This window comes from Gelidibacter salicanalis (assembly GCF_007997285.1).
Classification (GTDB): Bacteria; Bacteroidota; Bacteroidia; order Flavobacteriales; family Flavobacteriaceae; genus Gelidibacter; species Gelidibacter salicanalis.
This window is the reverse complement of record NZ_VORX01000008.1, coordinates 1-13,905: the sequence shown is the minus strand read 5'-3', so window position 1 is coordinate 13,905 and position 13,905 is coordinate 1. Positions and strand designations below refer to the sequence as shown.

At 36.8% G+C, this 13,905-nt stretch carries 14 protein-coding genes; 12 read left to right on the top strand and 2 right to left on the bottom strand.

Annotated features, from left to right (window positions below; translation table 11 throughout):
* Positions 1-46 precede the first annotated feature (46 nt).
* The 3 genes from thrA (at position 47) to thrC (ending at position 4,994) form a co-directional block, all read left to right on the top strand.
* Positions 47-2,491, top strand: coding sequence for a bifunctional aspartate kinase/homoserine dehydrogenase I (thrA, locus tag ES711_RS14065; RefSeq protein ID WP_146893944.1), 2,445 nt, complete (start codon positions 47-49; stop codon positions 2,489-2,491).
* Positions 2,492-2,673: 182 nt separating this feature from the next.
* Entirely contained in the window at positions 2,674-3,597 is a 924-nt protein-coding gene (locus tag ES711_RS14060) for a homoserine kinase (protein WP_146894026.1), read from the top strand.
* Positions 3,598-3,692: 95 nt separating this feature from the next.
* Positions 3,693-4,994 carry a threonine synthase gene (gene thrC, locus ES711_RS14055; RefSeq protein ID WP_146893943.1) on the top strand — a complete coding sequence of 434 codons (1,302 nt, stop codon included), beginning with the start codon at positions 3,693-3,695 and terminating at the stop codon, positions 4,992-4,994.
* Between the two features lie 54 nt (positions 4,995-5,048).
* Here thrC and ES711_RS14050 read toward each other — a convergent pair whose 3' ends face one another.
* A complete protein-coding gene (locus ES711_RS14050; protein ID WP_146893942.1) occupies positions 5,049-5,675 on the bottom strand; it encodes an SDR family oxidoreductase in 627 nt (208 codons plus the stop codon).
* Positions 5,676-5,941: 266 nt separating this feature from the next.
* On the opposite strand from ES711_RS14050, the gene gcvT reads away from it, so the two are divergent.
* From gcvT to ES711_RS16525, 8 genes are all read left to right on the top strand, one after another.
* Positions 5,942-7,024, top strand: coding sequence for a glycine cleavage system aminomethyltransferase GcvT (gcvT, locus tag ES711_RS14045; RefSeq protein WP_146893941.1), 1,083 nt, complete (start codon positions 5,942-5,944; stop codon positions 7,022-7,024).
* A 3-nt stretch (positions 7,025-7,027) separates the two neighbouring features.
* Complete coding sequence (locus tag ES711_RS14040) at positions 7,028-7,942, top strand: glutaminase (protein ID WP_146893940.1); 915 nt, start codon at positions 7,028-7,030, stop codon at positions 7,940-7,942.
* A gap of 18 nt (positions 7,943-7,960) precedes the next feature.
* On the top strand, positions 7,961-8,809 hold the full coding sequence (locus ES711_RS14035) for a sugar nucleotide-binding protein (protein WP_146893939.1): 849 nt from the start codon (positions 7,961-7,963) through the stop codon (positions 8,807-8,809).
* A 55-nt stretch (positions 8,810-8,864) separates the two neighbouring features.
* Positions 8,865-9,155 carry a 4a-hydroxytetrahydrobiopterin dehydratase gene (locus tag ES711_RS14030; RefSeq protein WP_146893938.1) on the top strand — a complete coding sequence of 97 codons (291 nt, stop codon included), beginning with the start codon at positions 8,865-8,867 and terminating at the stop codon, positions 9,153-9,155.
* A 314-nt stretch (positions 9,156-9,469) separates the two neighbouring features.
* On the top strand, positions 9,470-10,180 hold the full coding sequence (locus ES711_RS14025) for a YebC/PmpR family DNA-binding transcriptional regulator (protein WP_146893937.1): 711 nt from the start codon (positions 9,470-9,472) through the stop codon (positions 10,178-10,180).
* 190 nt (positions 10,181-10,370) lie between these two features.
* On the top strand, positions 10,371-10,589 hold the full coding sequence (locus tag ES711_RS16535) for a hypothetical protein (protein ID WP_246139205.1): 219 nt from the start codon (positions 10,371-10,373) through the stop codon (positions 10,587-10,589).
* Positions 10,538-11,005 (top strand): phage integrase SAM-like domain-containing protein, encoded by a 468-nt coding sequence (locus ES711_RS16530; protein WP_317129878.1) that lies wholly within the window; start codon positions 10,538-10,540, stop codon positions 11,003-11,005. Before ES711_RS16535 ends, ES711_RS16530 begins: the two co-directional genes overlap by 52 nt.
* A complete protein-coding gene (locus ES711_RS16525) occupies positions 11,002-11,472 on the top strand; it encodes a tyrosine-type recombinase/integrase (RefSeq protein WP_246139204.1) in 471 nt (156 codons plus the stop codon). The genes ES711_RS16530 and ES711_RS16525 overlap by 4 nt, the downstream gene beginning before the upstream one ends.
* Before the next feature lie 695 nt (positions 11,473-12,167).
* Here the strand turns inward: ES711_RS16525 and ES711_RS14015 are convergent.
* Positions 12,168-12,536 (bottom strand): PHD finger domain-containing protein, encoded by a 369-nt coding sequence (locus tag ES711_RS14015; RefSeq protein WP_146893936.1) that lies wholly within the window; start codon positions 12,534-12,536, stop codon positions 12,168-12,170.
* Between the two features lie 190 nt (positions 12,537-12,726).
* Here ES711_RS14015 and ES711_RS14010 point away from each other — a divergent pair, with 190 nt between their 5' ends.
* A complete protein-coding gene (locus ES711_RS14010; protein WP_246139203.1) occupies positions 12,727-13,743 on the top strand; it encodes a tyrosine-type recombinase/integrase in 1,017 nt (338 codons plus the stop codon).
* Positions 13,744-13,905 lie beyond the last annotated feature (162 nt).

Sequence of the window (13,905 nt, the reverse complement as noted above, 5' to 3'; positions counted from 1 at the left end):
TCTTTTTTTTTCAAGTAGTTAGTTTAAATCCAACATACAATCGACCATGAACGTATTAAAATTTGGAGGGACTTCAGTGGGTTCCTCAGAAAATATAAAAAAAGTCATCAAGATATTAGATGATTATTCACAAACAGAACCGGTAATCTGCGTGGTTTCAGCAGTAGGTGGTATTACCGATAAATTATTGAACGCCGGTGAATTGGCTCAACAAAAAAACGAAAGCTACCTCTCTGAATTTAAAACTATTAAAGCCATACATCTCACTATTTTATCTGAGCTTATTTCCAATAAAAACGACAGTGCCAAAGAGTATGTGGAAAGTACTTTAGCGAGTTTAAAAAGTTTATTGGATGGCATCTATCTCATTAATGAATTGTCTCCAAAAACAAAAGATAAACTGGTAAGTTTTGGAGAGCTCCTTTCCTCCTACATTATTGCAGAAAGTCTGAAACATCAAGGGTTAGATGCACTTCGCAAAAACTGTCAAGATTTGGTGGTGACCAATGCTAATTTTACAAAAGCCGAAGTTAATTACGGCATTACGAATGCTAACATTCAAGACTATTTTAAGGATGTCAGTCAGAGAATTACAATCCTCCCCGGCTTTGTCTCAAAATCTGAATCAGGCGAAATTACCACCTTGGGCCGTGGCGGTTCAGATTTTACCGCGGCTATTGTTGCGGCAGCTTTAAAAGTTAACCGTTTGGAAATTTGGACGGACGTCAGTGGTATGTATACCGCCAATCCTAAACTGGTCAAACAAGCCTATCCTATTGAAAAATTGTCGTATCAGGAAGCGATGGAATTGTCGCATTTTGGAGCAAAAGTACTTTACCCGCCTTCAGTTCAGCCGGTTTTGAATTTGGAGATTCCCATTCATATTAAAAATACTTCTGATCCGGAAGCACGTGGCACCATCATTACGAATGATAAAAGTAACGGCTTTCACAATGCTGCCAAAGGCATCACCAACATTAACAATATTGCGTTATTAACGTTACAAGGACATGGCATGGTGGGTATTCCCGGATTTTCTAAACGCTTGTTTGAAACCTTGGCCATAGAGAAAATTAATGTCATTTTTATCACACAAGCCTCTTCGGAACATTCTATCTGTTTTGGAATTGATGAAGGTGATGCCTATCTCGCTGCCCTCAGCATCAATCAAACATTTGAAAATGAAATTGCCTTGAAAAAAATTGATCCGATCATTGTTGAAAAAGATCTTTCTATTGTGGCCTTGGTTGGAGATAATATGAAAAATCACCAAGGCATCAGTGGCCGCATGTTTAGTGCTTTAGGCAGAAATAATATCAACATTAGAGCCATCGCTCAGGGTGCTTCAGAAAAAAATATCTCTACGGTTATTGCCCAAAAAGATGTCAAAAAAGCACTGAACACCATTCATGAAGGGTTTTTTGAGGATCAAACCAAGCAACTGAATGTGTATATAACTGGTGTTGGAAATGTAGGAGAACGCCTAGTAGAGCAGATCAAGCAGCAACGGAAATATCTTAAAGAACAACTTAAAATCAATTTGAGAATTATTGGCTTATCCAATTCCCGGAACATGATTTTTGATGAATCTGGATTGTCTTTAAAAGATTGGAAGGAGCAATTGGCTATAGGAGAAATGGCTTCCATAGAAGGTTTCTTGGAGCGCAATAAAAGCTTCAACCTTCGCAACAGTATTTTTGTAGATGTCACTGCCAATGAGGAGGTTTCTACAATTTATGCCGATTATTTAAAAGAAAGTATTGCTGTGGTAGCCTGCAATAAAATAGCCTGTTCCAGTGCCTTTGAAAATTATAGTACTTTAAAAAAGCTGTCTGTTAAGTACAGCGCTCCATTTTTGTTCGAAACTAACGTTGGTGCGGGATTGCCAGTGATTGACACTTTAAATCACCTCATTGCTTCGGGCGATAAAATTACCTCCATTCAGGCGGTGCTTTCAGGAAGTTTAAATTTTGTGTTTAACAATTTTGATGATGGTACAAAATTCCATGATGTTGTAAAACAGGCGCAAAAAGAAGGCTATACAGAACCGGATCCACGGATTGATTTAAGTGGTGTTGATGTGGCACGTAAAATATTGATCCTCGCGAGAGAAAGTGGAACACAACTCAACTTAGAGGATATTGAAAACACCTCATTTTTGACCAAAGACAATTTGAACAGCAATTCTGTTGACGATTTTTATGAAACGCTTATAGCAGATGAAGCACACTTTCAAAACCTGTTTGCATCAGCTAAAAATAACGCATGTCAGTTAAAATATGTGGCAGAATTTAATAATGGTCAGGCTAAGGTAGGACTGAAAGAAATACCTAAGGAGCATCCCTTCTATAATTTACAGGGCAAGGACAATATTGTCATGTTTTATACCCAACGCTACCCGGAGCAGCCGATGATTATTAAAGGTGCTGGAGCTGGAGCAGATGTGACGGCGTCAGGCTTGTTTGCGGATATTATTCGTATTGGAAATTAGTTTTTAGTAAGCAGTCTTCAGTAGGCAGTTTTCAGTTGGCAGTTTTCAGTTGGCAGTTTTCCAGTTAGCGGTCTTCAGTAGGCAGTAGGCAGTACATGAGCGTTCAGATACAAATATGAATTAGTGATAATTCGTGAAATTCGTGTCAAAAAATCAGTAGAAATATAAATCAAGTACCTGTGATAAAAAACGAAATCAAAATATTCTCACCGGCAACGGTAGCTAATGTCTCCTGCGGATTTGACGTCCTCGGGTTTTGTTTAGAGACCATTGGCGACGAGATGATAGCCAGAAAAACGGACAAGAAAGGCATTTTCATCACCAAAATTGAAGGTTTTAATTTGCCTTATGAATCCGATAAAAATGTGGCTGGCGTTTCTGCCTTAGCCATGATCGCTGATGCGCAACCCGATTTCGGTTTTGAGATTGAAATATATAAAAAAATTAAACCTGGCAGTGGCATTGGGAGTAGCAGCGCTAGTGCCTCAGGAAGTGTCTTTGCCATTAATGAGCTTTTAGGACGACCTTATAGCAAAACCCAAGTGACAGATTTTGCCATGAAGGGAGAAGCCTTGGCAAGCGGCAGCGAACATGCCGATAATTTGGCTCCAGGTATTTTTGGAGGATTTACTTTGGTAAAAAGTACATTTCCTTTAGAAGTTTTGCAATTACCTACTCCAAAAGATCTATACGCCACCATTATTCATCCGCAAATAGAAATTAAAACCGCTGATGCGAGAGCCATTTTACCCAAATCGTTTCCGTTGAAGGATGCGATTACCCAATGGGCCAATGTGGGAAGTTTTGTGCATGCCCTACATACTAACGACTATGAATTATTGAAAAGAGCCTTACAAGACGTCATTGTGGAACCACACCGTAGTCAATTGATTCCATATTTTAAAGAGGTGAAATCCGCAGCGCTCAATAATGGCGCCTTAGGTGCCGGGATTTCTGGTGCAGGACCTTCAATCTATGCGTTATCTAAAGGCATCGAGAATGCTAAAAAGGTTGAGAAAGCAATGCGGAATGTGTATTCTAATACAGCCATTGCGTTTGAAACCTATGTATCTCAGATCAATACGGATGGAATTAAAGAAATTTAAATTATAAAATTATTTCACAGAATTACACAGAGAAGCACAGAGTTACATAAAAAATTCTGAGAAAGATTAGTGAATTCGTGGCAAAAAAAATTAAAATGAATTATTACAGCCTAAACAAAACAGCCCCAAACTCGTCTTTCAAAGAAGCAGTTATCAAAGGAATCGCTCCTGATAAAGGACTTTACTTTCCTGAAAGCATTAGCCCCTTACCTACTTCATTTTTTGACAATATAGACTCTCTATCTTATGAGGAGATTGCTTTTCAGGCGATAGAACAATTTGTAAGTCCAGATATTCCTGAAACTGTTTTAAAAACAATTATCGAGGAAACGTTATCATTTGACTTTCCGGTAGTTAACATCAGTGAAAACATATCCACTTTAGAACTTTTTCATGGTCCGACAATGGCCTTTAAGGACGTAGGTGCTCGATTTATGTCCCGATGTTTAGGATATTTTAATCAAGATAACACTAAAGAAGTAACCGTGTTGGTTGCCACTTCAGGAGATACGGGAGGCGCTGTTGCTAATGGATTTCTAGGCGTAAAAGGCGTTAATGTAGTTATTCTATACCCAAGTGGAAAAGTGAGTGATATTCAAGAAAAACAGTTGACTACTTTAAAACAAAACATTACCGCTTTAGAGGTGGATGGTGTATTTGATGATTGTCAAGACATGGTAAAACAAGCGTTCTTAGACGATGAATTGACTTCTAATATGCAGTTGACCTCTGCAAATTCAATCAATGTTGCGCGTTGGCTGCCCCAAATGTTTTATTTCTTTTTTGCTTACAAACAACTTCATAACACCCATAAAAACATCGTGTTTTCTGTACCTAGTGGCAATTTCGGAAATATTTGTGCAGGAATGATGGCACAGCAGTTGGGTTTGCCCATTCAGCATTTTATAGCCTCTAATAATGAAAACAATGTGGTTACTGAATACCTGAGCTCCCGATCATATCAACCAAAACCCTCTGTACAAACCATCAGCAATGCTATGGATGTTGGTAACCCGAGTAACTTTATCCGCATTCAGGAAATCTACAAAAATGATTTTGAGACTTTAAAATCAAATCTATCCTCCTATAGTTTTTCTGATGATCAGACTCGAAAGGCTTTAAAAGAACTTTATGAAACCTATAACTACGTCGCTGATCCGCATGGTGCCGTGGGATACTTGGGGTGTAAAGCGTATCTTGAAGAGCATCCTAATGCGCATTGCGTGTTTTTAGAAACCGCTCACCCCACAAAGTTTTTGGATGTAGTGGTTTCTGTTATTGACAAAAACATAGCATTGCCTGCACAAATTAAAGCAGTCATGGACCAGAAGAAAGTAGCTATTTCTATCACCAACTATCAAGATTTAAAATCGGTGCTGTTGAATGCTATTGCATAAAAAAAAGAGGTCTAGAGCCTCTTTTTTATAGTATATGTGGTTTAAAAATCGAGTTTAAATGTTTTCTAACGCTTTTCCAATTAAGGTATCGCCTTTTAAAATCTCAAACGACACCTTATTGGCAGTGTCATCGTGGAGGGCGCGCACCAATGTTTGAGCTACATCTCCCCTGCTTATTTCTCCTTGTTGTGATAATTTTGTCTGCAATTGAATATGGTCTGTAGGAGTGTCATTGGTGAGACTCCCAGGTCTTACAATTGCATAATTTAGTCCGCTGTTTTTTAAATGCTCATCAGCATTATGCTTTGCTTTTAAATAGTCTACTAACTGATCCGCCTTCTCAGGAGCATCTGCACCCATCGAACTCAGCATCACGAATTTTTTAATGTTCGCATTTTTTGATGAATCAATTAAGCGTTTTGCACCCTCTTGATCTACGCCAATCACATATTTCCCACCTGATCCGGCGGCAAAAATCACCTTATCAATATCCTTAACGGCATGGGACACGTCTTTCTCCAAATCGCCTAAAACAGTTTTAATCCCATCTTTTTCAAATTGTGCCCTTTGATCTTCTGATCTTACCATGGCGACAGGTTTAAAATACTGTGTTTCCGACAATAATTTTACAATTTGTTTTCCTGTGGTGCCATTTGCACCGGCTACTAATACATTTTCCATAACTATAATCTAACTTTATTTTCCTTACAAAAAATTTTAACCAGCGCTTTAACTTAAGTTTATCAATTAAAATCTAAGTTATGCGAGAATCTAAATTGCAATTTTCCATAATATATAAGGTCTTCATTCCAAGAAATTTTAATCGGCGCCATTCATTTTTAAAACAGATAATTTTCGATACTTTTGTGCTGCACGTATCAATACTGTGCATTTTAATCAACCAGTAAAAAACAACTTCTGCAGTGCAGAATTCAAACACATATCTTATGAAAAGTACAGCATTAACAGCTACTCACGAAGCTCTAGGAGCAAAATTAGTCCCTTATGCAGGATTCAATATGCCTGTTCAATATGAAGGTGTCAGCGCAGAACATGAAACTGTAAGAAAAGGGGTTGGTGTCTTTGATGTATCACACATGGGTGAGTTTTTAATTGAAGGACCACATGCCTTGGAATTGATTCAAAAAGTTTGCAGTAACGATGCGTCTAAATTGACTATTGGTAAGGCCCAATACAGCTATTTACCAAATGAAACTGGCGGTATTGTTGATGATTTGATCATCTATAAAATGAAAGAGGAATCTTATCTGTTGGTGGTTAATGCGGGAAATATTGAAAAAGATTGGAATTGGATCAGTTCTAAAAATGATGTGGGCGCAACCATGAGAGATCTTTCTCCAGACTATTCTTTGCTAGCCATCCAAGGGCCAAAAGCGGTGGAAGCTATGCAGAGCCTAACAAGCCATGACCTTTCAGAAATAAAATTCTACAATTTTGTGGTGGGCGACTTTGCAGGCGTTGAACACGTGATCATTTCTGCAACCGGATATACGGGAAGCGGCGGATTCGAAATCTACTGCAAGAACTCAGAAGTAAAACAAATTTGGGACAAGGTATTTGAAGCAGGTGCTTCTTACGGCATTAAACCTATCGGTTTAGCGGCACGTGATACCTTGCGTTTAGAAATGGGCTATTGTTTATACGGCAATGACATTGATGAGAACACCTCTCCTATCGCCGCCGGTTTAGGTTGGGTAACGAAATTTACCAAAGAATTTACCAATAGTGAGGCTTTAAAATCTGAAAAGGAACATGGTCCGGAAAATAAATTGGTCGGGTTTGAGTTAGATGATCGAGGCATTCCACGTCATGGTTACGATATTGTAGACGGAAATGGCAATAAAATTGGAGTGGTTACTTCTGGTACCATGTCGCCATCATTAAACAAAGGTATTGGCTTAGGATACGTGCCGGCTATCTTTGCAGATGCAGGTAGTAAAATTAATATTCAAATTCGTAAAAATGCCGTTCCAGCTACAGTGGTAAAGACGCCATTTTATAAAGCATAATAGATGATTGACTACCAAAATGTCATCAATACCATACATAATGATTTAAAGGACGAGGTCGCAAGAGGCGTTGTCGCTTCCTATATTCCGGAGTTGGCGGACATTGACGCCAATAACTTCGGGATTCATTTAAGACTCATGACTGGTGAGACTTTTGCCACTGGCGATTGGAATAAAAAATTGTCTATTCAAAGTATTTCAAAAGTACTTACACTCGCCATGGTCTTGCCCATGTATCCAGAAAACTTGTGGCAACGTGTTGATGTGGAGCCTTCAGGAAATCCGTTTAACCATCTGTCACTTTTAGAATTGGAAAATGGTATTCCTAGAAATCCTTTAATTAATGCAGGCGCGTTGGTAATTGCTGACATTTTGGTATCACTATTGGATAATCCGAAAGAAGATTTTTTAAACTATGTACGCTCAGTGGTTGATGATCCTACCATTAATTTTAACGAAGCTGTCGCCAATTCTGAACGTCTGACCGGCTATAATAATTACGCTGCGGCCAATTTATTAAAAGCTTATGGCAATTTAAAAAATGATGTGGATGATGTGCTAGATTTTTACTTCCATCAGTGTGCTATTGAAATGACCTGTGAGCAACTCACCAAAGCCTTCTTTATGTTTGCGAACCACGGAAATTGCTGTCAACAGAATAAATTGATTTCTGAAAGTCAGGCCAAACGGATCAATGCCATTATGCTTACCTGCGGATTTTATGATGAAGCGGGAGAATTTGCATTTGAAGTAGGATTACCAGGTAAAAGTGGTGTTGGCGGTGGCATTGTGGCACTTCTGCCCAATCATTTTACAATTTCAGTATGGTCGCCTGGCTTAAATCCGCAAGGTAATTCCATGTTAGGAATGAAAGCATTAGAGCAGTTTACCTCTATGACCAAGCTGTCTATTTTTTAAAGAAAGTGCCCCAAATTCATGAAAACTCCGGACAACAAACATCGCATCCTCATCTTAGGAGCCAGTGGCTTTATAGGCAATGCCCTGTATAAAGAATTGTGTTCGTACTTTAAAACTTTTGGCACGTATCATGTAACAAATCCTGCATTTGAGACTAACAAACACTTTTTTCAATACCGGGTGGAAGAAGATGATATATTTGAAATTTTAGAAGCCGTCAAACCTTCCATAATTATATCTTGTTTACGTGGTGATTTTCATGCACAAGTAATTGCGCACCGGCATATGGCGGAATATGTGATGGCACAGGACTGTAAAATCATCTTTCTATCTTCGGCAAATGTCTTTGACGCTTATAGCAAATACCCAAGTTATGAGGATGATAAAACCTTAAGCGGGAGTGTTTATGGCCATTTCAAAATCAAAATAGAAAATATGCTGATGCGGTTGCCCAAGAAAAAAGTGGTGATTGTAAGGCTTCCGATGATTTTCGGCACGCAATCACCTCGAGTAAAGGTAATCAAGCAGCACATTGCAGACAAAACCGCCATTGAAGTCTTTCCGAATTTGATTATGAACGTCACTACGGATTATAAGCTGACCCAACAGTTGCATTATATCATTAATAGAGATAAGTCTGGCGTGTTTCATCTGGGAAGTTCAGATCTGGTACATCATGACGATTTTATCATGGAAATGGTGTCTTTAATCTCGTCAGAAGCCGTGAATTACATGCAAGTGTATACGACCAATGAAGACCGTTATTTAGCCGTAATGCCTAATTTAAATGCCTTACCAAAGCATCTTCAACTAAGCAGCACAGAACTGCTTGAAGAATTGAACAATTACATGAATTATAATCCCTAGACTTCGAATTTGTCAATTATAATTTATAATTTTAAGAAACTTAAAACTCTAAAATATGTCTCCATTATCTGAAGAAACCATAGAAAAAAAATTATTGCATTTTCCTGATTGGGAATTTTATGACAACGCACTTCATGCCGAATTTGAATTTGATAATTTTAAGGATTGCTTTAGTGCGATGAGTAGAATTGCATTTGAGTGTGAAGCGCAAAATCATCATCCGGATTGGAAAAACGTTTACAACATGCTTACCATTTCACTGACCACCCACAGCGCGAAAGGCGTGACAGAAAAAGATTTTAAACTCGCTGAAGCCATTGAAGCTATAGTAGAGGTACAAGATTAAATAATAGACAGTATAAGTAGGATTTTAAATCATTTTAGATTTACGCAACCTAAAAGATCTCAATTTTATCATAACAGCCTTTCCGAAGGCTGTTTCTGATTAAAACACTTTTGCGATCAAAATGCAGATGATATTCATTATAAATAAATTGATTAAAAGATAATTTTGAGCCTACAAATACCCACTGATAACTGTATTTTTTTAAATTTGTTAAGAATTTGCGACCATAGCACTGATCGCTAAATTGTAACAAGTGACGTTTGAGAAATGCATCTCAAACTCAGTATTTTAAACTTTTAAACTTAAAACTTAAAATGGGAAGAGCTTTTGAATTTCGTAAAGCACGTAAAATGAAACGCTGGTCAGCAATGAGCAAAGCCTTTACGCGTATTGGTAAAGACATTGTCATGGCAGTAAAAGATGGGGGTCCAGAGCCTGAATCTAATGCAAGATTGAGAGCTGTAATTCAAAACGCAAAGGCCGTCAACATGCCAAAGGACAACGTGGAACGCGCCATAAAGCGTGCTTCTGACAAGAGTTTAGGCGATTTTAAAGAAGTTCTTTTTGAAGGATATGCACCTCATGGTATTGCCATTCTGGTAGAAACCGCAACGGATAATAACACAAGGACCGTAGCAAACGTCCGCAGTTATTTTAATAAATGTGATGGTAGTTTGGGCACTTCAGGTTCCGTGGTGTTTATGTTTGACCATACCTGTAATTTCAGGATTGATGCGGAAGGTTTAGATCCGGAAGAGTTAGAATTGGAATTCATTGATTTTGGAGCTGAGGAAGTTTTTAAGGACGATGATGGTGTTTTAATTTATGCACCGTTTGAAAGTTTTGGAGCCATCCAATCGGAATTGGAACATAGAAAGATTGAAATTTTATCTTCCGGTTTTGAACGCATCCCACAAGTTACCAAAAAACTGACGCCAGAAGAAGCGGAAGATGTTGAAAAACTATTAGAAAAATTAGAAGAAGATGATGATGTTCAGAACGTATACCACACTATGGAGGAATAAACCCCTAGCTCCCTTAAGATCAGTGGCAATACGCTTATTTTCATAAGAGTAAAATTATTTATATTCGTTTATAATTGTTCAAATATCGAACTAATATCGAACTAATGAATTTCAATATTATCTTTCTCCTTACCTAAAGAAAAATGGTACACAATTAATTAGACTCAAAATTGAGACTTCACAACAGGATGTGCAGTATATTGATTCAGGTGTTTCTGTTAAAAAAACACAATGGGATGATAGAAGGAAAAAAGTCAAAAAACATCCCCTTGTAGAAAAACTAAACGCGGGTTTAGATTCGTTGATAATTTCAATTCAAAAGATATATTACAACAATAGAGGTGTCTCAGCAAATGGCTGCTATTCTTATATAAGAATAACAAAAAATACGATTCAAGCTCATTTTTAGATTTCTATCAACAAATAGTCAATGAAGCTAGATTAAAAGGAAAAATACGCACAGCGAATACTCAAGATCAATATATTAAGAAGCTAAGGGAATTTACAAGTCATATTTCATTTTCAGATCTCTCAATTCATTTTGCAAAAGATTACGAAAAATGGATGCTCGAAAGAAGAAACAGAATAAATACCGTAGCCTCCAACTTTAAATCAATTTATTCGGTCATATATAAAGCTGTTAAAATTGGTATCATAAGCCAAAATCCTATTCAAGGCTTCCATATCATTACAGAAAACACACAAAAAGATTCTTTAACATTTGAAGAGATTTTAAAACTTTCAGACTTGGAAATCCTACCAAGATATAAAGGAATGATCAAAGCTCGAGATATGTTTTATTTTCATTCTACACTGCGGGCATGAGGTTTTCAGACATTTGTAGACTACGCTGGGAAAATATTGTAAATGATGAAATAATTTATACAATGCAAAAATCTAGAACAAGAGCGGGTGCTAAAAGAACTTTACCCCTTGTTCCTAAAGCCATCTCAATTGTAGAAAAATATCAGGGAAAGGATCCTATCTATGTCTTCCCTCCTCTTTACGGTATGGATAATAGAAGTTTAGAGGATATTGAACATCAATTATACATTGCTAACAATGCTACTAATAGATCTTTGCGAATTGTTTGTGAAAAAGCAGATATAAAAAAATGGGTAAATATGCATATGGCAAAACATTCATTTGCAGATTTTGCAGTGAAAAACAACACAGGATTATTAATGATATCCAAACTCTTGGGACATACCAAGTTATCTACTACGCAACATTACCTGAAAGATTTCTATCAGAAGGAGAAGACTGACGAGATGAATCGATTATTTGGATAAATTAAATCACTATTCTTTTGAAAATAAGTAAAGGCTTTTAAGTTTACTATTCATTCAAGGTTATATAGTATCCATTATTAACTTTAATAGATATTTTACCGTTGCGTAGTTTCTGATTCACTGCCTCAATATCTTCATAAGCGTAAAAATATTTTTTCCCCACTTTAAAAAAGCTGACCAATCCTAGCTCTCTCAAAGACTGCATAATTTGTCCATTGAAAGATAGTCCCAAGTTTTCACAGAAGACTTTACCAGTCAAATTTAGTGGCTGTATTTTTACTTGATTAATCATTGGATTACTAAACTCAATTTTTAAATTTCTTTTTGTATACTTCAGTCAATCCTTATCCTTCAATTCTGAATTAAAAGGAATCATTCTTTTTTTATGATAATCAATTCATTAAATTTAAAAACTAAAACAATCTATTACGTTTAACCATTGACTTAATTCAGGTGGCTGCATTAGTAACTTATTGCTAATTTTTTTTGAATCCTTTGAACAACGACATAACATTACATCCAAAATGTAGTTACTGTTATTTTGAATACATATGGAGATGATTATTTTAAGATTGTTGAAGTAGTAATTTAACAGTATTTTCAGAAAATGACTCTATTTATTGCAAATTTCAGAATTATAAATAAATTTAGTTAAGCTTTACATAGTGTATTCAAAAAATTGACAAAGGAATCGGTTACTTACGTCTAACAATTAATATTTCTCCAGTTTTAAAATCCATCCAAGCAAAATCATATACGATATGATAGCGTTTATTTTGTGCGTTTTCATAAAATCCGGTGAGATAATGAAACTTGAAGTTTTTCTTTTCCAAGACAGTTTTTAGCACTTTAATCTGGGATCCATTTTTACCCATGATTTCTAGCAGTATAGAACGATTTCTATGTAGAATGCTATCTGTACTTGCAGTCGCCTTATTGGTAACCTCCTTCAACTTATTGTGGTAATAGGCCTTGCAAATAGCACCGCAAAAAACTTTATCACTTCTTCCTTTTATTGGCGATTTACAAATCTTACAGAAGCGCTTTCTTGTGGATTCCTCCATGATAGTAGTATTTAACGGTAAACATACGCTTATTATCATAAACTGTTTATAATGAACCCTTAAAAGCCCTATTTTTATTATAAATTGGATGAGTATGCTCGCAATCATTTATACACCAAAACATAATGCCAGGCGAATCAAGATGTTTATCCCTTATAATGAAGCTGGTCTGAGAGCCCAAATAAAATCAATGAACACAAGTTTTTACCATCCGCAACAAAAGCTGTGGAGCGTGGTGAATACCGTAGAAAATTTGGAAGAAATCAAAAAGATTTTACATTCCAAATATGAATTTAAATCCGAAGATCGCGCGCTGCCGGTAACACACTCTTCGCTATCGGAAAAGTCTATGTTGTTAATGGCAACGTATGAACAAAAACTCATACTTAAAGCTTACAGCCGAAGCACAATACAGACCTACAAGCATGAATTTAAAAGCTTCTTGGCATTTTTTGAAAATGCTAAGATTGACGAACTGACAAAGGATGAAATTGAAGGTTATTTGGCGCATCTTATCAACAAGTTCAAGATTTCTGAAGTAAAACAAAACCAGGCAGTCAATGCGATCAAATGGTTTTATGAAAAAGTACTGGAAAAGCCTAAAGAATACTATAACATCACTCGGCCAAAGAAAATAAAAACCCTGCCCAGCGTTTTAAGTGAAGAGGAAGTCTATAAACTGATCAATGCACCTACAAATATCAAACATAAAACCATACTATACACCATATACAGTGGCGGACTGCGGTTGGGTGACGTTATTAATTTAAGAATTAGGGATGTGCATTCCAAAGAAGGTTATTTATATATCAAGGGCGGAAAAGGGAAAAAAGACAGAAAGACAGTGCTATCCCATACCTTGCTTACGTTGTTACGTGAATATTATACAAAAGAAAAGCCTGCCTATTGGTTATTTGAAGGCCAAGACGGCGGTCAGTACAGCCCCAGAAGTGTACAAGCAATCTTTAGACAATCCATGACCAAAAGCAAAATAAATCCTTGGGCGACAGTGCACACATTACGGCACAGTTTTGCCACACATTTGCTACAAAACGGGGTGAATTTGAGAAATATTCAGGTGATGTTAGGTCATCATAGTTCTAGGACGACCGAGATATACACACAGGTTTTAGGAATCTCTAACAAAAAGATTGAGAGTCCTTTGGATAATATTGTGAAAAACAATATGTTTGATAAGAACATATAACAAATATAGGCGCAACTGACTGCGTCTATACGAGTGTTGTGGACAAGTCGAAAGAAGCAAAATATTATGGAAATCGACACCTGAAAGAACCGTGAAAAAAGTTTAGGCTTATCTACAAAATGAAAATACGGTTTTTGGGCTAAGGAATCCCAAAATCCCCAC